We start from the raw sequence: 23,520 nt of genomic DNA on the forward strand, positions 1-23,520 counted from the left end.
GGCTGGCAACCACTGCCGTCACTAATAATAGCATTCCCGGATCCGGTTAATGACAATTAGGACAATTTGCCCAGCCATGTTTTCATCCTTTCTACGCCTTTTTCCAGTTTATCCATGCTGGTGGCATAAGATAACCGGATGCAGTTGGGTTGTTGGAAGGCAGCGCCAGTTACTGTAGATACGTGCGCTTTGTGCAGCAGGTACATACAAAGATCGTCGGCATCCTTTACATGGGTATCTTCAAACGATTTATTGAAGAAGGCACTCATATCCGGGAACATGTAAAAAGCGCCTTCAGGATCATTTACTTTTAATCCAGGAATGCTTTTCAGTGCTCCGTGAATATACGCCCGGCGTTTTTTGAATTCTGCTACCATTTCAATGGCAGAAGTAAGTTCGCCGGTAAGGGCTGTAATTGCCGCCCGTTGGGTGATGGAACAGGTAGCAGATGTAATCTGGCTTTGTATTTTATCGCAGGCTTTGGCAATCTCTAGCGGTGCCGCCAGGTAGCCCAGGCGCCAGCCCGTCATGGCAAAACCTTTACTCAGCCCATTGATAATAATGGTACGGTTGATCAGGTCGCCAAATTGTGCAATGCTTTCGTGCGGTCCTACATAATTGATATATTCATATATTTCATCTGAGATGATATATACATTAGGATGCTTTTCAAATACTACTGCCAGCGCAGCCAGCTCTTCCTTGGAGTATACAGAACCTGTTGGGTTACAGGGAGAGGAGAACATAAACAGCCTGGTTTTGGGCGTAATGGCCGCTTCCAGTTGCGCTGGCGTGATTTTATAATTATTTTCAATGCTGCAGGGGACAAATACTACTTCACCCTGACATAGCTTTACTTGTTCTGAATAGGTAACCCAATAAGGAGTGGGGATAATCACTTCGTCGCCGGGGTTTACGATACTGAGTACCGCATTGGCCAGGCTTTGTTTGGCGCCGGTGCCTACTACTATTTGTTCTGGCGCATAATCAAGACCGTTATCTCTTTTCAGTTTTTGCACTACTGCCTGTCTTACTTCCGCGTAGCCTGCCACAGGAGTATAGTGGGTAAATCCTTCGTCAATCGCCTTTTTCGCGGCTTCCCGGATATGTACCGGGGTGTCAAAATCCGGTTCTCCGATACTAAGGTCCACGATGTCTATTCCCTGGGCTTTCAACTCGCGGCCGAGTTTAGCCATTTTAATTGTTTGAGGCTCGGAAATCCTTGACAGCCTTTCTGCTAATTGATTCATATCTTAACATTGATTGACCGGAACAAACCTACACAAAAAAAGTAGATAATGTACGAAAGATAATGGCAAGCTGCCGTATAAATGCAGAACGGGCCGCAATCACGGCCCGTTCTGCATTTATACGGATATAAATTTAATTGTTGATTAATAGGAAGGGTAATAGCTTGGGAAAGCGTTCACCATTAATTTGTCTGTGCCAGTGCTGCCCGCTGTACCTGCAAAGTAAATAGTATATACATTGCCTGTATTAAAAGAACCAACAATCAGCTGGCTGCTGTTAGCAGTGGCTAGTACTTCAGTGGTACCCGCTTTTTTAACGGTAACGGTGTTGTTGATGCTGAAGCTACTGAACTGTGCAAAGGAAGTTGCTGCTACCAATTGATACTGGGTCATGTAATTCCGGTTGCTGTCAATTTTTTCACTGCCTACGTAAAAATCTACCGGACCTGCGTTCTGGCTCAGGTTGAAGCAACGGATGTTGATCTTGCTGGTGCTGGCTGTAGAAAGATCTGTTTTAATAGTTACTGCCTGTACAGGATTGTTGTAGATCAGGTAAGTATAGTAAGGAGAGCTGGAATTAAGTACATCGGTAGAATCGTATTGGTAAGTAGAGGAAACGATTACGCTATCGCTGCCTTTTTTACGGAGTTCAAAGATATGAGGGCCTCCATAAACGGAATAGCGGGAGTAAAAGTTAAAACCGATGTTGGTAGTATCATTGCTTATTTTCCGGCCATTATCGTAAAAGGTAGCGGGAACAGTGCTGTTGGAAACGTTCAGGAACCAGATTTGGGCTGTAGGTCTTACCGGTGTATTATCCGTATTATTCTTCAAACAGGAAGATAATCCTGTAACAGCGGCCAACAGGGCTAAAGCAGCCCATATGCGATTTTTTTTGGTTAGCATTTTGTGCTCGTTTTTTAAATTGTGTTTTATAGATTGGTAGTTTTCCCAATGTTTAACCTCATCATCAGATGAGGTCATAATTTTTATTGCGTTCTTGTGCTGTTGTCAGGAAGGTCCCATGTTTTCCGGTATCCGGGTATTCATTTCTACCCAAAAGCAGGAACCGGTATATGTCTGGTGGTATTGTTCCGATGCTACTCCGGAATGCTGGCATTCTTTCCGGATAGCGACATGGCCAGGTACAAAAAACGGTGATTTTTTTCAGTTAAACGAAAATGCCGCAACTTTGTTACAGTAGCTTAAAAAATTATATTGGGCAGCGCCGGGATACCTGACTGTAGGTGAAGTAGTTGTGGAACGCCACCTTCCCAGGGCGTTGCGGGGCTTAAAAATACAGCGATCAGGCCCCGCCGATTTATAAAAAGTATGCTAACAAACCTGTAAAGCCAGACGCATATTGTGTTTACACCTCTTTTAACAAGGACTTTAATATATCGATTTAAATTCTATCTTTGCAACTCTTAAAATTTTTTTTTATAAACCCGAAACAAACAGTATGCAACTTAAAGGACTGGTAAGATTTTTTGCCATCGCACTGATCCTTATCTCTTTGTACCAATTGTCCTTCACGTTTTTGGTGCGGAACTATGAGAAGAAGATAGAGCAGCAGGCCGAAAACGATGTGGCCAAACAATACCCTACACCTGACAAGAAATATCCTGGCAGTCAGGAACTGCAGGGTTTCTACTCAGATACACTGAAAGGGTATGTCAAAGAGAGGAGACAAGAGATCATTGACAGTACCAGCAGCAAGCAAATTGCAGGTTTCCCGTGGAATGTCACCTACACCAAAGCTAAGGAAAAAGAGCTGAACCTGGGTCTGGACCTGGTAGGTGGTATGAACGTGGTATTGGAAGTAAACGTGGAGGATGTAATCCGCGCTTTATCCGGCCAATCCAAGGACCCTGCTTTTAACAGAGCGCTGGACAGGGCAAATGAACTGAAAAAAACAAGCCAGGGAGATTTTGTTACTTTGTTCGGACAAGCATACGCCGAGGTAGCACCCCAGGGTAAACTGGCGACTATTTTCGCTAATGCATACCAGAAAGACATTAATTTCAACTCTACTAACCAGCAAGTGCTGGATATGATCCGTAAGGAATCAAGGGTGGCTATTAAGAATACCTATACCGTACTGCAAAAACGTATTGACAAATTCGGTGTGGCTCAACCTAACATCAGCCTGGATGAAAATAAAGGGCTGATCTCCGTGGAACTGGCTGGCGTAGACAACGCTGCCCGTGTACACAAATACTTACAGGCAACTGCTAACCTCGAATTCAGGGAAGTATACAAAAACAGTCCGGATTTTATCCAGAATGTATTGTCTCCTATGAACGAGGCGATCAGGAACTCCTTGAGCAACAAGCCAGCTACTCCTGCTACCGCTACTCCTGCTGATTCTGCCCAGCAAGCGCCTGCAACTGCCGCTGCTGCTAAAGATACCAGCAAAGACGCTAGCTTGAGCGATTACCTGGCAAAAGATAAAGCCAAAGATACCGGTGCTACCAGTAAAGAATTGCAGATCAAAGAACAGCAGAAACAAAACCCGCTGTTCATGGTGTTGTTCCCGAACGTAGATCCGCAATCCGGTACCGTATTCCCTGGCCCTGCGATCGGTCGCATCTTACCTAAAGATACTGCTACCTTTAACCGCTACCTGGAACTGCCAGCCGTTAAAAATGTGCTGCCTAAAGATGCGGTATTTGCATATGGCCCTGAGAATAAAGAAGATAAGCACGGTCCTATTTCCGTATACGCGTTGAGGGTAAATCCTGCTAACCCTGCACCCCGTGTAGGCGGCGACAGGATCGTTGATGCCCGTCAGGATATGGACCAGAACAACCAGCCAGAAATCAGCATGACCATGGACAACGTGGGCGCGCATGAATGGAAAAAACTGACCGGTGAACTGGCTCCCTCCAATCCTAAAGACCCTGCTACTTTTAACTACATCGCCATTGTACTCGATAATATCGTTTACTCTGCTCCGTCTATCCATGGCGAAATTGCAGGTGGCCGTTCTTCTATCAGTGGTAGCTTTACTATTGAAGAAGCCAATGACCTCGCCAATATCCTGAAATCCGGTAAAATGCCAGCTCCTGCACAAATTGTTCAGGAACAGATCGTAGGACCTACCCTTGGTGCTGAATCCATCGCTGCAGGCGCTAAATCCTTCATGATCTCCTTTGTGATCATCTTCGTGCTCATGCTGGTATATTATAACTCTGCCGGCTGGGTGGCTAACATCGCGCTGGTACTCAACCTGCTGTTTACTTTCGGTATCCTGGCCTCTATGGGCGCTACGCTCACTATGGCAGGTATTGCGGGTATGGTACTTACCATCGGTATGGCGGTAGATACCAACGTAATCATCTTCGAAAGGATCAAGGATGAACTCAGCCACGGTAAATCGTATGAAGATGCGGTAAAAGATGGTTACAAACGCTCCTATGCTCCGGTATTGGATGGTCACGTTACCTCTTTGCTCACTGCCTTTATCCTGTTCTACTTCGGTTTAGGTCCGGTATTGGGCTTCGCTACCACTCAGATCATAGGTTTATTCCTCTCCCTGTTCTGCGGTATCCTGGTATCCCGTATGGTAACCGACTTCTGGTTGAAACGCAAAAAGCACTTTGAATACTTCACTCCGATTTCCCGTAAGGTATTCAAACACGTTGCTTTCGATTTCGTAGGTAAACGTAAATACGCATATATCGTTTCCGCTATCGTAATGGTAGCTGGTATCTCTTCTTTCTTCCATGGCTTCGACCACGGTATCGACTTCTCCGGAGGCCGTAGCTATACCGTTCGTTTTGAACACCCAATGGACAGACAGCAAGTAGCAGATGTACTGAAAAAAGAATTCGAATCAGAAGTATATGTAAAAACAATTGGTTCTACCAATCAGCTGAATATCACTACTTCTTATAAGATAGACCAACAGAACCTGCAAACAGATAAAGAAGTGTCAGATAAATTGTACAATGGCCTGAAGCCTTTCTATGATGCCTCTGTAACACCGGAAGTATTCAACTCCCGCTTTATTGTAGGGTCCCAAACGGTATCGCCTACGATCTCCGACGACTTGCGTGCAGGTGCGGTAAAGGCTACCGTATTATCTATCCTGGTGATCTTCGTGTATATCCTGATCCGTTTCAATAAATGGCAGTACTCTATCGGTACTATCTTCTCCCTGTTACACGACGTACTGGTAACACTGGCGGTATTCTCCTGGTGCAGGTCTTTTGTACCGTTCACACTGGAAATTGACCAGCACTTTATCGCTGCGATCCTGACTGTAATCGGTTTCTCCATGAACGATACTGTGATCGTGTTTGACCGTATTCGTGAGTACTTCAGAACCGGTAAACATGGCCGTGATAGAGATGTGGTGATCAACAAAGCGATTAATGATACGCTGAGCCGTACCATTATGACCTCCCTCACCGTGTTCCTGACCATCCTGATCCTGTTTATTTTCGGTGGTGAAGTTACCCGTGGTTTCGCGTTCGCCATGTTGATCGGTGTGATCACTGGTACTTATTCTTCTATCTTCGTAGCTGCACCAGTATTGGTAGACTTCGACAAGAAGAACCAGCTGGCCAACGAATCTGAGTCTGTGGAAGTAACTGCTAAGAAAGCTGCTTCTGCTACCAAATAAGTAGGATAACTGAAAAATGTTTGATAAATAAAAAACCTCCTGGTTATCCAGGAGGTTTTTTTATGGAGAGTAATGAGCAGTAAAGGGTAATAGGGGAGATATCAGGCCTGAGGATTACTGAAAATGAAGCCCGTCGCCTCTTCGTTTTGCTGGTAATCTATTACCATCCCCATTAGGTACATACCATGCGCTTTCTTCATGATCACGGGTATGCCGGCTACTTCAAATGTATCGTCGTCTTCCATTTTGGTATCAAAGCCTAGCATATAGGCCATACCGGAACATCCGCCGCCTTTTACGCCTACGCGTAGGTAAGGGGCTTCTATAGCGCCTGCCAACAGTTGTTTGATCGCTTCCACAGCGCTATTTGTTAATTGTATGGGAGAAATATGCGTACTCATGATCCTTATTTTTTCCAAAGTTAGGTAATTGGCCGGCTGTTTACCGGTGCTGCTATACCGCAGGTAACTTAATACGCTGCCAGTACCAGTAGCTCTTTGTGCAGTGCCAATACCTGGGGTATCACCATATGTTGTTCATCATTATAAATGACATAGTCGCTTAACCGCATTTTGATGGTTTCATCGATCTGCTTATGAACACGGGCCAGTACTTCATCGCGGGTAACATGGTCCCTTTTCATGACCCGGTGTATCCGCAATGGGAGGGGGGCAGACACGCCTATAATCTTATCAAGATGGTGAAAGGATTCTGTTTCAAAAAGTAAGGCCGCTTCTTTGATTACGTAGGCGCTATGTTGTTGCCCGGCCCAGTTGTCGGAATCCCGGATAGTAGCTGGATGCACAAGAGAGTTCAGTAAGGCCAGTTTGTTTTTATCGTTGAATACAATATTGCCCAGGTATTTACGGTTTAGTGCGCCCTGGCTGTCGTATACCAGCTCTCCGAAATGTGCTTTCACCTGGGCCGCCAGTTCGGGATCACGCACCAGTATATCTTTAGCCCTGTCGTCTGCATAGTATACAGGGATACCCAGTAACTCAAATATTTTGCTGACTGTACTTTTACCGGAGCCGATGCCTCCGGTGATGCCTATCTTTAACATAATCTGCAATTTAAAAAAGTGTCTGCAAAAAACAGGGTATAAAAAAACGCAAAAAAGCGAAGTTAAATTCATAACTCCGCTTTTTGCGTAATGCCTTTACTACGCCTGGAGGCGTAATTGGGGACTTTATTATTTTGTTGCAGCCGGTTTCTGGTGCGACTGTGTGTATTCCATGCTGATCGCTGAACGTTCAATGGTAAAGGTAGTTCCAGGGCTAACTTCTACCAGTACAGTGTTGTCTTCGTTCATTCTCTTTACTTTTCCATGGATACCGGCAATTGTAACGATCTTATCACCTTCTTTCAGGTTATCGATAAATTGTTTCTGCAGTTTAGCTTTTTTAGTCTGGGGCCGGATCATGAATAGCCACATTACGACAATCATACCGCCAAAAAACAGGAAGGAAATCGCAGAGCTACCGCCCTGTGCACCTGCCTGAGGCGCCATTAATGAAATGTTCAGGATGTTCATTTATAATTGATTTAATAGTTTTGTTTCGTCTATTTTGCGACGATATTGCATTGGATCTTAGGACCTAATACATAGCCATCATCGTTATTTATCTTGACCGAAATCTCTTTTTCGGTGTATCCGGATTTTCCGCGGCTATCGAAAATTACTTTCATATAGCCAGATTGTCCGGGTTTAATAGGTGCTTTAGGCCATTCAGGAACGGTACATCCACAACTGGAAATAGCATCTTCAATTACCAATGGGCTGGTGCCGGTATTGGTGAATTTGAAGGAATATTCCACTTTTTCCCCCTCCTGAATTTCACCGAAGTTATGTACCTTTTCTTCAAAGGCCAATCCGGCCTGGCCGGCATCGATTGTTTTACCATTTCCAACTCCGGTTCCTTCGTGAGCTGAATTTTTGTTGGCATTGTTACAGGCCGCTATGAGCAAGACTCCACAGGCAAGTAAGTAGAACAGTTTTTTCATGGCATTGCTATTTTCGGTAAAAATAACTTTTCCCACTTACTTTTTCGGACGGTCCTGTTTCTGAACTAATTGGTCTTTTTCCAGGTCTTTCAGGATATTATCCAGGATACCGTTGATGAATTGACCGCTTTGTGGTGTACTGTATGCTTTCGCCAGGTCTATATATTCATTGATGGTTACCTTGGTGGGGATGGTCGGGAAATAAAGAAATTCACAGACACCCATTTCCATCAGTAACATATCTACGGCTGCGATACGCTCAGAATCCCAGTTTTGCAATTTGGGCTTAATAAGCTCCAAGCAGTATTCTTTCTTGTCTATTACTGTCAGCAGCAATTCCCGGGCATAATCCAGTTTTTCTTTGCTGATCAGTTGCAGGAAATTGAAAAGATGTGGCTTATTGAAATAGTTATTGATCAGGATCCCCATCATTTCTTCGTCATCTCCCCAGTGAAGGAAGGTATCTTCCATGTGCTGGATGAACAGCTCGTTCTTTGCCAGTATCTCTTTATAGATGAATTCCAGTATTTCCTTTTCTCCGGCTTTTGTACGGATATTATCTGCTATATAAGCTTTATACGTATCCGTAGTTACTAACTGGTTATAAAGTTTCCTGATCAGATCTTCATCTGTGAGCAACTTCATTTTCCATTGTTCCAGATTTACCTGGAAGCCTTTGTCACTGGTTATCTGGTAAATAAATTCATTGCCTGCGATCTTGGTATTTACCTGCAAATCTTCGGCAGAGGGTAAGTGTTTGGAAGCACGGGCCTGCGCATCGGTTTCTGCGTATTGTGCTACCTGTACCACTGAATTAAGTAAGTAGGTAAAGATTTGGCAGGTTTGATCCAGCTTTTCATTTAAAAGTCTGGTGGCCGTACCTGGCTTAATACTGCTTTGCTCCATCGTTTCCAAGGCATAAAGTGTTTGCATAACCTTTACCCGGATGTTTCTTCTACTGATCATCGTATAAAAAAGAACTGGTATAAGGGCGCAAAACTAGAGAAAAAATTTCATATTTAAGGATTTTGGGTAGAAGATAGAAAGTCTGCAAACAGAAAAATGTCTGGCTTCCTGAGCATCTTTACAAGGAAATCTGACATTTTTTCCTTACACTTGTCATGATTTGTCAGTGTGAATCTGCGCAATACCTTTGCAGCCTGTAAATTTGACCCAAAAACTGCGTTGGCACAATTCTCGTGGCGGAGGCAAACACAAAAACTAAACATCTTTTTTAAATAAAAACTACTATGGCTAAACAATTAAGTATTAAACCTTTAGCTGACAGGGTAATCGTGAAACCTGCAGCAGCAGAAGAGAAGACAGCTGGCGGTATCATTATCCCCGATACTGCAAAAGAAAAACCAGTTAGAGGCACCGTGGTGGCTGCCGGTCCTGGTAAAAAAGATGAGCCGATCACAGTTAAAGTAGGCGATACTGTACTGTATGGCAAATATTCTGGTCAGGAACTCCCTATTGAAGGTGAAGATTACTTAATCATGCGCGAATCAGATATCCTGGCTATCGTTTAACCAGTAGCGCCCTACGGATATCGTTTTAATTCCTAAAAGAAAAATCTACAAAAAACATTATGGCAAAACAAATTTTCTTCAATATAGACGCCCGCAACAAAATGAAGAAGGGTGTTGACACATTGGCTGATGCCGTTAAAGTAACCCTGGGACCTAAAGGCCGTAACGTAGTCATCGAAAAGAAATTCGGTGCTCCTGGCATAACCAAAGATGGTGTTACCGTTGCTAAAGAAATTGAACTCGAAGACGCAATCGAAAATATGGGTGCGCAGATGGTGAAAGAAGTAGCTTCCAAAACTGCTGATCTGGCAGGTGATGGTACTACTACTGCTACCGTATTGGCACAGGCTATCATCGGAGAAGGACTGAAAAACGTTGCTGCCGGTGCTAACCCAATGGACCTGAAACGTGGTATGGACAAAGCAGTGAAAGCTGTGGTAGAAAACCTGAGAAAACAATCTGAAAAGGTTGGTAACGATAACCAGAAGATCGAACAGGTAGCTTCCATCTCTGCTAACAACGACAGCGAAATCGGTAAACTGATCGCTGAAGCGATGCAGAAAGTAACAAAAGACGGCGTAATCACCGTAGAAGAAGCGAAAGGTACTGATACTACTGTAGAAGTAGTAGAAGGTATGCAGTTCGACCGCGGTTACCTGTCTCCTTACTTTATCACCAACAGCGAAAAAATGCAGGCTGAGCTGTCTAATCCTTATATCCTGATCTACGATAAAAAGATCAGCACCATGAAGGATATCCTCCACATCCTGGAGAAAGTAGCACAGCAAGGCGCTCCGCTGGTAATCATCTCTGAAGATCTGGAAGGCGAAGCATTGGCTACCCTGGTGGTAAATAAACTGCGCGGTACCCTGAAAGTGGCTGCTGTAAAAGCTCCAGGTTTCGGCGACAGAAGAAAAGATATGCTGCAAGACATTGCTACCCTCACCGGTGGTATCGTTATCAGCGAAGAACAAGGTTACAAACTGGAAAATGCTGACCTGACTTACCTGGGTAGAGCAGAATCTGTAACTATCGATAAAGACAACACTACTATCGTAGGTGGTAAAGGCGAAAAAGAGGCTATCCAGTCCCGTATCGGACAGATCAAAGCTCAAATCGAAGTAACCACTTCCGACTACGACCGCGAAAAATTACAGGAACGCCTGGCTAAATTAAGCGGTGGTGTGGCTGTACTGTACGTAGGTGCTGCTACCGAAGTAGAAATGAAAGAAAAGAAAGATCGCGTAGACGATGCTTTACACGCTACCCGCGCTGCCGTTGAAGAAGGTATCGTGCCTGGTGGTGGTGTGGCTTATATCCGCGCTATCGAAGCGTTGGAATCACTGAAAGGTGATAATAACGACGAAACTACCGGTATCCTGATCGTAAAACGCGCTATCGAAGAGCCTTTACGTCAGATCACTGCTAACGCAGGTATCGAAGGTTCTATCGTAGTACAGAAAGTAAAAGAAGGTAAAGGCGATTTCGGTTTCAACGCACGTACCGAAACTTACGAAAACTTACTGGCAGCAGGCGTTATCGACCCTACTAAAGTAAGCCGCGTTGCACTGGAAAATGCTGCTTCTATCGCTTCCATGCTCCTGACTACAGAATGCGTAATCGCTGATAAACCAGAACCTAAAACTGCGGCTCCTGCTATGCCAGGCGGTCACGGTATGGGTATGGATTATTAATCTGTATCAACATAATCATAAAAAAACTCCTGCAGGGCTACCCTGTCAGGAGTTTTTTTATGGAAGACACTCCCCTGGCTGTAACTTTATCATGTTATAACCGTTAAATAAGCAGGACCGTAAACAGTAGCGGATGAATACAGTTGTAAAACTAATCAGCACATGCATGCTCTTATTATTGGCTATTGCCTGTGCTAAAAAAGATGATGCCATAAAAAATATTGTCCTGGCGGATGCCCGGATGGATAATCAAATACAAGCCTATCTTTCTGCCCATAACGAAACCGCAGTGAGAGATGCCTCCGGTCTCTATTATAGAATTGTACAACAAGGCGATAGTATTCACTTCGTGAAAGCTTCTTCCGTACCCAGCCTGATTTACGCTAATGCACTCCTCTCCGGAGAAGTGGTTGGTACCTCTTTCGGCCCTACCGATTTTGACCAGCGGAAACTGAAAAATCATATTCCTGGTTGGCAGATCGGATTGCAAAAAATTTCGCTGGGAGGGAAAATCCGGCTTTATATTCCTCCTGCCCTGGCCTATGGCAGTACCGGCGTTCCCGGTGTGATCCCGGCTAATGTTGTCCTGATTTCCGATGTCCAATTAGTGAGTATCAAATAAGTAAATTGTCAACTTTTAATATTTAATCTGAAACTTGTTATTGTATGAAGCGTTTTTTCCTGTTGGGAGGATTGTTCCTTGTATTGCTGGCTGCTTGCACCAAAAAAGATAATTTACCTGCTTATGATGCTATTGCACAGTACGATACCGACTCTGCAAAAATAGTAGCCTACCTGGCCGCTAACAACATCACAGACGTAAAACACGATCCCCGTGGTATTTTTTATCAGATTATTAACAGAGGAGATACCAAAGACAGCGCAAACGCTGCTGCCTTCGTAACCGTAGCCTATAAAGGTACTCTCCTCGATAAAACTATGTTTGATAGCAGTGATAGCCTTAGCATTGGCCTGAACCAGGTAATCCAGGGTTGGACAATAGGCGTGCCTAAAATTGGTAAAGGTGGAGAAATCAACCTGTTCCTGCCTTCTATCTATGGTTATGGCCCTAATGCCGGCCGTATACCCGCTAACAGCGTATTGATATTTAATGTAAAGCTGAAGAATTTTGTAAATAGATAAACTATTTAACTTAATAATGAGCAGGGGATGTATCAAACTTTTGATACATCCCCTTTTTATGCTCCGTCTACCTGCTTTTGTTTTATTCGTTCGCTTTCCGTTAATTTTACATATAAATCAATCATTAAAAATAAAAAGTGGCACACGAAAGTATTTCCGTATTCGACATCTTTAAGATAGGCGTTGGTCCCTCCAGTTCTCATACTTTAGGCCCTTGGCGCGCTGCCCTCCATTTCCTGGCACAATTGGAACACATCAATAAATTAGCCTCTGTTAGCAAAGTACAAGTGTTATTATATGGTTCCCTGGCTAAAACCGGGCATGGACATGGCACCGACATTGCTGTGCAATTGGGTTTATGCGGAGATGACCCGGTAACCTTCGATGTTAACCAGATCAATAGCAAAATGGATGATATCCGCCGTAGCCGTCGGATGTTGCTGGCCGGCAAATACGAAATAGATTTCGACCCCGTACAGGATATTGATTTCCTTTTTGAAGAATCCCTTCCCTTCCATCCGAATGCACTTACTTTTCTCGTTACCTTCCTGGATGGAGAACAGATAGCTTCCACCTGGTATTCTATCGGTGGCGGTTTTGTAGTGCAGGAAGGAGATAGCGGCAGCAGCGCACAACAGGTAGACCTGCCTTTTCCTATAGATACCGCCCGTCAGTTATTGCAATGGTGCATCAAAACTGGCTATAGTATCTCTGAAGTAGTAATGGAAAATGAACAAGCATGGCGTCCTGAAGCAGCAACCCGTAGTGGCTTGCTTAATATCTGGCGCGTAATGCAAGAGTGCACTTTCCGCGGTTGCCATACTACCGGCGATCTGCCGGGTGGGTTGAGGGTAGCCCGCCGTGCCGCTGTACTCAATAAAAAATTGCTACAAGGCCGTACCTACACCGATTATGCTTCCTGGATTGAAGCAATCCGGGCAGGAGGGCAGCATTTTAGCTATACCCTCGACTGGGTTAGCTGCTTTGCACTCGCCGTAAATGAAGAAAATGCTTCTTTTGGCCGCGTGGTAACGGCGCCCACCAACGGTGCTGCTGGCGTGATCCCCGCTGTACTGCAATATTTTATTACTTTTTGTGATGGTTCCCACGAAGAGAAGATCCAGCAGTTCCTGCTCACCGCTTCTGAAATTGGCAGCATTTTCAAAAAACGCTCTACTATTTCAGCTGCTATGGGTGGCTGTCAGGCTGAAATAGGCGTATCTTCCGCCATGGCCGCGGCCGCACTCACCGAATGTATGGGCGGCTCACAACGCCAGGTGCTAATGGCTGCTGAAATAGCTATGGAACATCACCTCGGACTCACGTGCGACCCCATAGGCGGGTTGGTGCAGGTGCCTTGTATTGAAAGGAATACTATGGGTGCTATTAAAGCTATTATGGCATCTCAACTGGCCCTGCAAAGCAACCCTGAACTGGCAAAAGTATCCCTGGATGCCGTGGTAAAAACCATGTGGGAAACCGCGCAGGATATGAATTCTAAATACAAAGAAACTTCCGATGGCGGACTGGCAGTAAATATCCCTATCAGCTTACCGGAATGTTAAGTATAAAATAAGAATAACAGATTACGGAGCTGTTCGGAATATTAATGATTATAATATAAGGAAAGAAACTTACTTTCGTTTATACATCCGCACAGGTCCGTAATTTGTAATTCGTGATTATTTTATGCGCTTTATCCTTGCCATTTTTTCTATTTTTTCCCTTTCATTATCGTTATCGGCTCAACAGTTTGGAGGAAATCCCCCCTCTTTGAAATGGCAACAGATCAATACGGATACGGTACGTGTGATCTTTCCTTTTGGCATGACAGCACAAGGTGAGCGGGTAGCCAGCATTACACAATACCTGAACCGGTATACCCGCGCTTCTATTGGTAACCTGGAAAAAAAGGTAGACATCGTTTTGCAGAATCAAACGATGCAATCTAATGGATATGTACAATTAGGCCCTTTCCGTTCAGAATTTTATCTTACGCCGCCTCCTTCTTCTCTCGACCTGGGCTCATTAAATTGGATAGAACAGTTATCGGTACATGAATACCGGCATGTGTTGCAGAATATGAACTTCCGTCAGGGTGTTTCCAAAGTGTTTTCTATTCTCGGTGGCCAGCTCGGACAAGCGGCGGTTACCAATATTGCGGTACCCAATTGGTTTTGGGAAGGAGATGCTGTGGTGATGGAAACTGCGCTTACCCCACAAGGCCGTGGCAGATTGCCTGGTTTTTTTGATGGGTTCCGCGGCCTTTCCCTGGCAGGGAAACAGTATGCATATATGAAGATCCGCAATGGCTCCTATAAAGATTTTGTACCAGATCACTATCCCCTGGGGTACCTGATGACTGCCTATGGCCGCGAACATTATAGGCAAAATTTCTGGAAAAATGTGACCAGCGACGCTGTGCGTTACCGCGGAGTTTTTTACCCCCTGTCGCATAGCTTAAAGAAAAGAACAGGAGAAAACGTTACCGGCTTCTATCATGCTATGCTGGCAGAATATCAGCCGCTGTGGAATAGTTACGCGGCCAGGCCGGATACTACGCCTGCAGTGCCTTTGCTGCCGGTGGCTAAAACCGTGACTAACTATAAATACGTATACGCTACCCCCGACGGATGGATCATACTTAAAGACGCCTGGAACAAAGTGCCAGGCATCTATCTGCTGAAACCAAATGGAGATATGCAATTGCTGGTAAGACCCGGTATTGTGTACGACGATTTTTTCAGCTATCGTGATGGCCGCATTGTATGGGCTGCTGCCCGCTTTGACGCCCGCTGGAGTTGGAAAGATTTTTCGGTGATACGTGTATGGGATCGTGCTACCGGGCATACGAAAACAGTTTCCCTGCGCGGTAAATTTTTCTCTCCGGATATCAGTACAGATGGTAAGCATATCATCGCAGCAACTGAAACCACCCATATGCAGTATAGTCTGCAATTGATCAACACACAAACCGGAAAAACAGAGCGGCAACTACCCAATCCTGATAACTGGTATTACACCTATCCACGCTTTGCTGCAGGGGAGCAATCGGTGATCAGTGCAGTACGGAATATTAAGGGAGAGATGGCCCTTGTGCAACAGTCGTTGGCTACCGGAGAAAATACAGTGCTAACGCCCTTTAGCTATAATGTAATTGGTGCTCCGGCAGTGAACGGTGATACGGTTTATTTTACCAGCGGCAACCGCGATGTAAATAACGTATATGCCATCACGTTATCGGATAAAATTACCTACGAAGTAACAGACCGCGGCAACAGCGCTATGCATATGTCGCTGAACCATAATAAGGATAGTATTACTTTCAGCGAGTTCACGGTAAAAGGATACAAACTATATCAGGCTGCTCTCAATGCCAGCGCCTGGAAGCCCGTGCCTGTTAGTGAAGATCGTCATAGCGCCTGGTTACAGCCAGACTTTAAAGAAGGAGGCAATATCCTGGATAAAGTGTCAAGGGATTCCCTGCCGGTAAAAAAATATCCGCAGTTCACCCGTCCGTTTAATTTCCATAGCTGGGTACCCTCTTTTAATGATCCAGAGTATGGTATTTCCCTGATCGGTGAAAATATCCTCAATACTACTTCTACCAGCATCGGCTATACGTATAACCGTAATGAAGGTAGTTCAGACATCGGTGCAGGGTTTACTTTTGGTGGATGGTACCCGGTATTGGCCATAGGAACAGATTATAATATTAACCGCAATGCTTATGACCAGTCCGGTAAACTGGTGTATTGGAACGAAGCAACGGCTAGTGCCGGATTTTCGATACCACTGAATTTTAGTGCAGGTTTATACAGCCGCGGCCTGTCTTTTGGCAGCAGCTATAATATCCGTGAGCGTTACCTAGACGACAAATACAGGGGTAACCACCTGCAATTTGTTACCAATACCCTGATCTTTAGCAACCAACGGATCAAGGGTTCACAGAATATTTATACGCACTTTGGGCAATATCTGGCTATGCGGTATAACCGGACAGTGAACGGCTTGTTTGCAGAGCAGTTCTATGCCCGCCTTGACCAGTATCTGCCTGGGTTATGGGCCAATCATAACCTGGTATTACAGGCCGCCTGGCAGCAACGCGATAAGTTATTTAACTATAGTTTTACGGATAATTTCGTATATGCGAGAGGGTACAATACACCGTTGTATACGCATATCTATAAGCTGGGCGCCAATTATTACTTCCCACTTGCGTATCCCGACTGGGGATTTGCGCAGCTGTTGTATTTTAGCCGCATCCGCGCCAACCTGTTCTACGATTATAGCAGGGCTACTTATTTACAGACCAATACCCGGTACAGTTCCCTAGGTACAGAATTATACCTGGATACCAAGATTGGCAATACGTTACCATTCTCATTTGGCGTACGTTTTAGCCATCTGCTCGACCGTGATCCGGTGGATCATGCGCAGAACCGGGTAGATTTCATCATACCGATCCAGCAACTATTTAATTACTGATTGAATTATTTCACATTGATCTGTAGCGCCGGTGCTTTATACAATTTGTCTGGCGTATAGCGGATAATGATTTCATCAAAGTACAGCACATCACCTGTTTGCAGGTTTTCTTTCAGGCCTTTGCTCCAGAGGGGCGTCAGGGAAGCGGATTTGAAATTATCTCCCGTATAATCTTTATACACTGCTACTTGGCCAGTGGTATCGTTGAGATAAGGTTCATGTCTTTCGTAAGTAAAGGCGAAAGAAATAACAGCATACTTAATATTTTTCTCATCCCGCACAATCAGCGCGGAATCCAGCAGTTTTACCACCTCGCTTTTAGGGAGTGTGTCGCTTAGGTAAATGCCCCAGCTACTGCGTAATTTCATAGGTCGTTTATTGCTGGCTACTGCGGCCTGAGCAGGTGGCGTAGCGCCTTTTTTATTTGTTTGCGCCAATGCGGGTGTAATAGCCGCTATTGCGAAGCAACAACTAAGTAACAGTTTTTTTTGCATGATAGTACCGGGATATAAAAAGATCGCCCGGCTATAGTAACGGCCGGGCGATCCCAAAAATTATAAGGATTTTAAACTTTCCTCGATGACAACAATTTTAGCTTCAGCGTCTGCTTTTTTACGGCGTTCCGCTTCTACTGCTTCCGGCTTGGCATTTTGTACAAAACGTTCGTTGGAGAGTTTCTTTTCTACAGATACCAGGAAGCCTTTGAGGTAATCCAGGTCTTTCTCCAGTGCGTTTTTCTGTGCGGTAGTATCCAGTGCTGTTTCTGTGCCCAGGTAGAACTTATCTTTCTGTATTACCAGGGTGATACAGCCTGGAACAGCTTCCTGTACATAATTGACTGTTTTGGCATTCACCTGTTTGGCGATCATGCTCTCAATCTGTTTGAAAGCATTTTCGTGTTTGGTTTCTATATGTAGTACAATCGGATCTTTTGGTTTGATCTGGTGTTTATTGCGTGCATCACGGATGCTGCTGATTACTTCCTTGGCTAGTAAACCTTCCACCAGCGTGGCTTGTACTGGTACTTCCGGCGTAGCGAACTGTTTAATCATGAGAGAATCATTTTCTTCCCTGGTTTGCAGCAATTGGTAAATTTCTTCTGTAATAAAAGGCATGTACGGATGCAGTAATTGCATCAGCTGTTCAAAGAAATAAACGGTTTTATTGTATATGGAAGCCGGGATAGGTTGTTCAAAACCGGGTTTCACCCATTCCAGGTACCAGCTGCAAAAATCGTCCCAGATGAGGCTATAAATGGCTTTGAGGCCTTCGCTCAGGCGGAAGTCTTTATGCAGGGTAGCAACTTCTTGTTGCACTTCATTCAATCTGCTTTCAAACCATTTTACGGCGAAGCTATCAGCGGCAGCATTGGCAGTGCCGTCATCTTCCTGGCGTTGTTCCCACATTTTTACCAGTTTCAGGGCATTCCATATTTTGTTACAGAAGTTACGGCCCTGTTCACAGCTAGAATCATCGTACAGCAGGTCGTTACCGGCAGGAGAGGAGATCATGATACCGAAGCGTACGGCATCGGCGCCAAAGGAATGAATGAGTTCCAGTAGATCTGGGGAGTTGCCCAGCTGTTTACTCATTTTACGGCCTTGCTTATCGCGCACCATCCCTGTGAAGTATACATCCTTGAATGGTTGTTCGTGTTTAAATTCCAGGCCCGCCATGATCATGCGCGCTACCCAGAAGAAGATAATATCCTGACCGGTTACCAGTACAGAAGTAGGGTAGTAGTAGTTAATATCCTCGTTGTTGGGCTGGGAAATACCATTAAATACTTCCATTGGCCAGAGCCAGGAGCTGAACCAGGTATCCAGGCAGTCTTCGTCCTGTTTCAGGTCGGCGGCGTTCACGGTAATATTGCGTGTGGCAAACTGTTGTACGGCTTCTGCTGCAGTGGCTGCTACTTCAAAAGTGCCATCCGGCGCATACCAGGCAGGGATGCGTTGTCCCCACCAGAGTTGGCGGGAAATACACCAGTCTTTCACATTCTCCATCCAATATTTGTAGGTCGCCAGGAAACGGTCGCCGGGATGTATCCTTACGTTGCCATCTACAACTGCGTCCAGTGCGGGCTTGGCCATATCGGCCATTTTCAGGAACCACTGGGTGGAAATACGGGGTTCTACTACAGTGTCTGGGTTACGTTGACTGTAGCCCAGGCGGGTAGTATATTCCTGTTCCTTGATCAGCAGGCCTTCTTCTGCCAGGGCTGCTACTACTTTTTTGCGGGCTACGAAGCGGTCTTCTCCTACAAATACTTCTGCAGCAGCGCTAAGTGTACCGTCGTCGTTGAGGGTATCAATGATTTCCAGGTTGTGTTTCAAGCCCAGGTTATAGTCGTTGATATCATGTGCCGGCGTAACTTTCAGCGCACCGGTACCAAATTCTTTGTCTACGTAAGTATCGAAAATAATAGGTACGCGGCGGTTTACCAATGGTACGGTGGCAAAATGTCCTTTCAGGTGGCTATATCTTTCGTCGTCGGGGTTTACGCAAATGGCGGTATCTCCCATAATTGTTTCCGGACGTTGGGTGGCAATGGTGATGAATTCACCAGTAGGCTGTCCTGTTGCATCTGTAATCGCGTATTTCACGTGATACAATTTGCCCTGCAGGTCTTTATATTCTACTTCTTCATCGCTGAGGGCTGTTTTAGCTTTCGGGTCCCAGTTAATCATACGGGCACCGCGATAGATGACGCCCTTTTTATAGAGGTCTACAAACACAGTGATAACTGCTTTGTAGTAATGGTCGTCCATGGTAAAGGTAACCCGGTCCCAATCGCAGCTGCAGCCGAGTTTCTTTATCTGGTGGTAGATGATATCACCATATTTTTCTTTCCATTCGAAAGCATATTTGAGGAATTCTTCGCGGGTAAGCTGGGATTTCTCAATACCTTTTTCCTGTTTAAGCATATTTACCACTTTGGCTTCTGTTGCAATAGAAGCGTGGTCGGAACCAGGTACCCAGCAGGCGTTAAACCCACTCATACGGGCACGGCGTACCAGGATGTCCTGGACGGTTTCGTTGAGCGTATGGCCAAGATGCAAGACCCCGGTCACATTCGGAGGGGGGATAACTACAGTAAAAGGCTGGCGGCCATCCGGCTTAGAGCGGAAATAGCCTTTGTCCATCCATTGTTGGTACCATTTTTCTTCAACCGTTGCAGGCAGGTAATTTTTCGAGAGTTCCATGCTATTCATAATATAAGGTTGCAAAAATAACAGAGATTAGGCAGAGATGGAAATTAGTTTATGGCCTCTCTGATAATCTTAGTTGTCAGACAATTATCCGTTAATAACTGCCAGATATTAAATTTATCTTCCCAGTTAAACAATCATGTAATATGGCGAAATTAATTATTGTTATTTTGGTTGCTTGAATAGATCCCAAAAATTTAGATTAATCCGAAAAGTTGTGTTTTTCCGGCCGGTGATGTAGGGGGTGGTTGATGTGGAAAGCCCCAAAGATATTATCAGAACAAACCGATAGCATCTTCGGAGCTTTTATGTAGATCATTTATACCATTTGGGCAATTACTTCGCAGGTTTTTGCCACCATATCCGGTGTAATATCCAGATGGGTCACCATTCTGACCTGTGTAGGAGAAATAGCTATAGCCAGGATGCCTTGCTGTTTCAGATAATCAACAAACAGTTGCGGTGTCCAGGGGCTGTTTATATTAAAGATCAGGATATTGGTTTCAACAGGCAGTATATAGCCAACGAAAGGTTGTTCTAATAAAGCCTGGGCAATTTGTTTGGCATGAAGATGATCTTCTGCCAACCTGGCAATATTGTTTTCCATGGCATAGATGCCGGTAGCAGCCATATAGCCGGCCTGCCGTAATCCGCCACCCAGTTTTTTTCTGATTCTTCTGGCGGCGCGGATAAAAGCTTCACTGCCAAGGAGTACAGAGCCCATGGGGCAACCCATGCCTTTGTTGAGGCAAACGGAAATACTATCGAATAGTTGACCATAGGATTTTGGCTCCTGGCCGGTGGCTACGAGTGCATTAAACAAGCGGGCGCCATCCAGGTGCAGGGCCAGTTGATGTTCTTTGCATACCTGGCCTATTTTCACCATTTCTTCCCAATCGTAATAGCATCCGCCGCCACGGTTGGAGGTATTTTCGAGGCATACCAGGCTGGTACGGGCTTTATGCACATCATCTGGATTGATGGCCGCTTCTACCTGGGCGGCGCTGATCATGCCCCTGTCGCCGGTGATAGCATGTACCTGTGCGCCGGAGTTGAAGGCAATGCCGCCGCCTTCATAAATGTATACATGTGCCAGGTTGCTGCAAACCACTTCATCTCCTGGTAACGTATGTACTTTGATGGCGATCTGGTTACTCATGGTGCCGGAAGGGCAGTATAAGGCTGCCGGTTTGCCAAAGTAATCTGCCATCATGGCTTCTAGTTTATTGATGCTGGGGTCCTCACCAAAAACATCATCACCGGTTTCTGCTTGTAGCATCGCCTGTAACATACCAGGGCCGGGACGAGTAAACGTGTCGCTTCTATAGTCAATCATTTCATTGAAAAATTTGCAATGCAATTATGGATAAATTAGTTAATATGATAATCTGATAGTGATTCTTTATCAATTGTTAAAATTTGCATAAAGCATCCTTTACCTGAACTAAATGGCTATTAAATTCCGTTATAAAACTGTATTTTGTTATATGGCTGGCAAATATAAGAAGGATTTGGTAGAGTGGTTCGTTAGCACGATCTTTGCAGACTTATTTTCTGAATTCAACAATAAAGCGCGGGAAACTTCGTAAGTTAATAACTTTCAATAATTGAACAAAAAATTTCTTTCGCTGTTATTTATTTATAAACCAATACAATTTTTCATATGAGGCAACTTAAAATTGCCACCCAGATCACCAATCGTGATTCGCAGGCGGTAGAAAAGTACCTGCAGGAAATCTCGAAGATCCCTTTGTTAACACCTGAGGAAGAGACCGTTTTGGCGCAACGCATTAAAATGGGCGATCAAAAGGCTCTTGAAAGATTGACTACAGGAAACTTACGTTTCGTGGTTTCTGTTGCAAAGCAATATCAGCACCAGGGCCTTAGCCTCAGTGACCTTATCAATGAAGGTAATCTTGGCTTGATCAAAGCTGCGCAACGTTTCGATGAAACAAAGGGTTTCAAATTCATCTCTTATGCAGTGTGGTGGATTCGCCAATCCATCCTGCAAGCGTTAGCCGAACAAGGTCGCCTTGTCCGTTTACCGCAAAATAAAATTGGCACCTATAATAAAGCGAACAAAGCTTATATGGCATTTGAACAGGAAAACGAGCGTGAACCTTCTACCGAGGAACTCGCAGAAATCCTGGAAATGTCTGAATCAGAAATTAACAATATCTTCCAAAGCAATACGCGCCACATGTCATTGGATGCACCTGTGCACGAGGCAGAAGACGTAGCGATGGGCGACCTGCTGGAAGGTGGAGATATTACTGATGATGATGTTATGAGAGATTCACTCCGTGAGGAAATTCGCCGGGTACTGAAGTCCCTGAGCCCTCGCGAAGCGGAAATTGTGAATGCTTATTTTGGTCTGGATGGTGAAAATGGCGCAACAATCGAACAAATCGGTCAGAAATATGATCTGACTAAAGAAAGAATCAGGCAGATTAAAGAACGTGCTATCAAAAGGCTGCAAAAAGCCCGCTATAGTGGCGCTCTCAAATCTTACCTGGGATAGCATCTGTTTTTTTATATTTTCAGTCCAGGCGCCGGAACCAGTCCGGAACCAGATTTGAAAAGTGAAAATAAAAGAATCTCTACTAATCCTCTTTATTCTATAAGAACACCGGCTTTGTAAATACATGGCCGGTGTTTTTATTTAGTGAACACCCCTTATTTTTGCAGCTATGCATATTACGCCTCTTGGTACACTGCTTACCATTCTATTGGTAGCTTGTGAAAAAGATATCAATATCCATCTGCCAGGCCAGGAGTCGCAATTGGTGGTGGAAGGTAAATTTGAAAGTGGTAGCTATCCGCAAGTAGTGCTCAGCAGAAGCATGAACTATTTCTCCCAAATAGCTCCTGCCGTTTTAGAGAACAGCTTCGTACACAACGCTATAGTTACCATTTCAGACGGCAGTAATACTATGATGCTGAAAGAACAGGTTACCGGCACCGATAGCAACCGGTATTATACTTATGTGCCAGATTTCAGTCAAGGTGTCACTTTTAAGGGAAAAACGTCAGGAAGATATGCCTTGCATATCGAAGCTGACAATAAGACATACGACGCGGTGACTACCATTCCTCCCATCTCCTTACAGCTAGACTCTATGTGGGCTACCCTGGTGAGGGTAGATGATCGTATGGATAAGGTCCGGCTGTGGGTGCAGATCAAGGATACGTCGCTGGTGACGAATTATGCCCGCTACTTTACCCGGAAAAACAGCGAGCCGTTTTATCCCGGATTGAATTCTGTACTGGACGATCAACTCGTGAACGGCACAACATTTGAAATTCCAGTAGACGCCGGCGTAAACAGAAATGAAAAGCTGGAACTGGATACCTATGCCTTCTTTGACAGGGGAGATACCATTACCATTAAGTTTTGTAATATTGACAAAGCAACCTGGGATTTCTGGCGGACACTAGATTTTGCCTATAATAGCAATGGCAACCCGTTTTCATCACCTACTAAAGTACTAGGCAATGTACCCGGCGCATTAGGTTATTGGGGTGGGTATACAGTAACCTATAAAACGATTATTATCAGCAAGTAAT

At 44.8% G+C, this 23,520-nt stretch carries 19 protein-coding genes; 9 read left to right on the plus strand and 10 right to left on the minus strand.

Annotation, left to right across the window (positions count from 1 at the left end):
• Nucleotides 1–56 precede the first annotated feature (56 nt).
• Both ACDQ55_RS09905 and ACDQ55_RS09910 read right to left on the minus strand, forming a co-directional pair.
• Nucleotides 57–1,196: a pyridoxal phosphate-dependent aminotransferase gene (locus tag ACDQ55_RS09905; protein WP_420981219.1), complete on the minus strand. Its 1,140-nt coding sequence runs from the start codon at nt 1,194–1,196 to the stop codon at nt 57–59.
• A gap of 198 nt (nt 1,197–1,394) precedes the next feature.
• The gene (locus ACDQ55_RS09910) at nt 1,395–2,156 is read right to left on the minus strand and encodes a DUF4397 domain-containing protein (protein ID WP_420981220.1); all 762 of its coding nucleotides are present in this window, start codon (nt 2,154–2,156) and stop codon (nt 1,395–1,397) included.
• Between the two features lie 556 nt (nt 2,157–2,712).
• Here ACDQ55_RS09910 and secDF point away from each other — a divergent pair.
• A complete protein-coding gene (gene secDF / locus ACDQ55_RS09915; RefSeq protein WP_420981221.1) occupies nt 2,713–5,880 on the plus strand; it encodes a protein translocase subunit SecDF in 3,168 nt (1,055 codons plus the stop codon).
• Between the two features lie 101 nt (nt 5,881–5,981).
• On the opposite strand, the gene ACDQ55_RS09920 is transcribed toward secDF, so the two are convergent.
• The 5 genes from ACDQ55_RS09920 to nusB all read right to left on the minus strand — a co-directional run bounded on the left by ACDQ55_RS09920 (nt 5,982) and on the right by nusB (nt 8,817).
• Entirely contained in the window at nt 5,982–6,281 is a 300-nt protein-coding gene (locus tag ACDQ55_RS09920; RefSeq protein WP_420981222.1) for a HesB/IscA family protein, read from the minus strand.
• Between the two features lie 68 nt (nt 6,282–6,349).
• Nucleotides 6,350–6,943 (minus strand): dephospho-CoA kinase, encoded by a 594-nt coding sequence (gene coaE / locus ACDQ55_RS09925; RefSeq protein WP_420981223.1) that lies wholly within the window; start codon nt 6,941–6,943, stop codon nt 6,350–6,352.
• A gap of 129 nt (nt 6,944–7,072) precedes the next feature.
• Nucleotides 7,073–7,414: a preprotein translocase subunit YajC gene (gene yajC / locus ACDQ55_RS09930; protein WP_420981224.1), complete on the minus strand. Its 342-nt coding sequence runs from the start codon at nt 7,412–7,414 to the stop codon at nt 7,073–7,075.
• A gap of 29 nt (nt 7,415–7,443) precedes the next feature.
• The gene (locus ACDQ55_RS09935) at nt 7,444–7,884 is read right to left on the minus strand and encodes a DUF1573 domain-containing protein (RefSeq protein WP_420981225.1); all 441 of its coding nucleotides are present in this window, start codon (nt 7,882–7,884) and stop codon (nt 7,444–7,446) included.
• 36 nt (nt 7,885–7,920) lie between these two features.
• On the minus strand, nt 7,921–8,817 hold the full coding sequence (gene nusB, locus ACDQ55_RS09940) for a transcription antitermination factor NusB (protein WP_420981226.1): 897 nt from the start codon (nt 8,815–8,817) through the stop codon (nt 7,921–7,923).
• A 317-nt stretch (nt 8,818–9,134) separates the two neighbouring features.
• Between nusB and ACDQ55_RS09945 the strand changes: the two genes are divergently transcribed.
• The 6 genes from ACDQ55_RS09945 to ACDQ55_RS09970 all read left to right on the plus strand — a co-directional run bounded on the left by ACDQ55_RS09945 (nt 9,135) and on the right by ACDQ55_RS09970 (nt 16,741).
• Nucleotides 9,135–9,416: a co-chaperone GroES gene (locus tag ACDQ55_RS09945; protein WP_079473337.1), complete on the plus strand. Its 282-nt coding sequence runs from the start codon at nt 9,135–9,137 to the stop codon at nt 9,414–9,416.
• A gap of 59 nt (nt 9,417–9,475) precedes the next feature.
• Entirely contained in the window at nt 9,476–11,110 is a 1,635-nt protein-coding gene (gene groL / locus ACDQ55_RS09950; protein WP_420981227.1) for a chaperonin GroEL, read from the plus strand.
• Nucleotides 11,111–11,243: 133 nt separating this feature from the next.
• A complete protein-coding gene (locus ACDQ55_RS09955) occupies nt 11,244–11,732 on the plus strand; it encodes an FKBP-type peptidyl-prolyl cis-trans isomerase (protein ID WP_420981228.1) in 489 nt (162 codons plus the stop codon).
• A gap of 44 nt (nt 11,733–11,776) precedes the next feature.
• Entirely contained in the window at nt 11,777–12,253 is a 477-nt protein-coding gene (locus ACDQ55_RS09960) for an FKBP-type peptidyl-prolyl cis-trans isomerase (RefSeq protein WP_420981229.1), read from the plus strand.
• A 137-nt stretch (nt 12,254–12,390) separates the two neighbouring features.
• Nucleotides 12,391–13,818, plus strand: a complete 1,428-nt coding sequence (locus ACDQ55_RS09965) for an L-serine ammonia-lyase (RefSeq protein ID WP_420981230.1) — start codon at nt 12,391–12,393, stop codon at nt 13,816–13,818.
• A gap of 124 nt (nt 13,819–13,942) precedes the next feature.
• Complete coding sequence (locus ACDQ55_RS09970) at nt 13,943–16,741, plus strand: hypothetical protein (protein ID WP_420981231.1); 2,799 nt, start codon at nt 13,943–13,945, stop codon at nt 16,739–16,741.
• 5 nt (nt 16,742–16,746) lie between these two features.
• On the opposite strand, the gene ACDQ55_RS09975 is transcribed toward ACDQ55_RS09970, so the two are convergent.
• The 3 genes from ACDQ55_RS09975 to ACDQ55_RS09985 form a co-directional block, all read right to left on the minus strand.
• Complete coding sequence (locus ACDQ55_RS09975) at nt 16,747–17,235, minus strand: hypothetical protein (protein WP_420981232.1); 489 nt, start codon at nt 17,233–17,235, stop codon at nt 16,747–16,749.
• 60 nt (nt 17,236–17,295) lie between these two features.
• Nucleotides 17,296–19,947 (minus strand): valine--tRNA ligase, encoded by a 2,652-nt coding sequence (locus ACDQ55_RS09980; protein WP_420981233.1) that lies wholly within the window; start codon nt 19,945–19,947, stop codon nt 17,296–17,298.
• Nucleotides 19,948–20,272: 325 nt separating this feature from the next.
• Complete coding sequence (locus ACDQ55_RS09985) at nt 20,273–21,289, minus strand: threonine aldolase family protein (RefSeq protein WP_420981234.1); 1,017 nt, start codon at nt 21,287–21,289, stop codon at nt 20,273–20,275.
• A gap of 327 nt (nt 21,290–21,616) precedes the next feature.
• On the opposite strand from ACDQ55_RS09985, the gene ACDQ55_RS09990 reads away from it, so the two are divergent.
• Both ACDQ55_RS09990 and ACDQ55_RS09995 read left to right on the plus strand, forming a co-directional pair.
• A complete protein-coding gene (locus tag ACDQ55_RS09990; RefSeq protein WP_012793808.1) occupies nt 21,617–22,474 on the plus strand; it encodes a sigma-70 family RNA polymerase sigma factor in 858 nt (285 codons plus the stop codon).
• A 169-nt stretch (nt 22,475–22,643) separates the two neighbouring features.
• The gene (locus ACDQ55_RS09995) at nt 22,644–23,519 is read left to right on the plus strand and encodes a DUF4249 domain-containing protein (protein WP_420981236.1); all 876 of its coding nucleotides are present in this window, start codon (nt 22,644–22,646) and stop codon (nt 23,517–23,519) included.
• Nucleotide 23,520: the final 1 nt, after the last annotated feature.

This window comes from Chitinophaga sp. 30R24, assembly GCF_049056765.1.
Taxonomy (GTDB): Bacteria; Bacteroidota; Bacteroidia; order Chitinophagales; family Chitinophagaceae; genus Chitinophaga.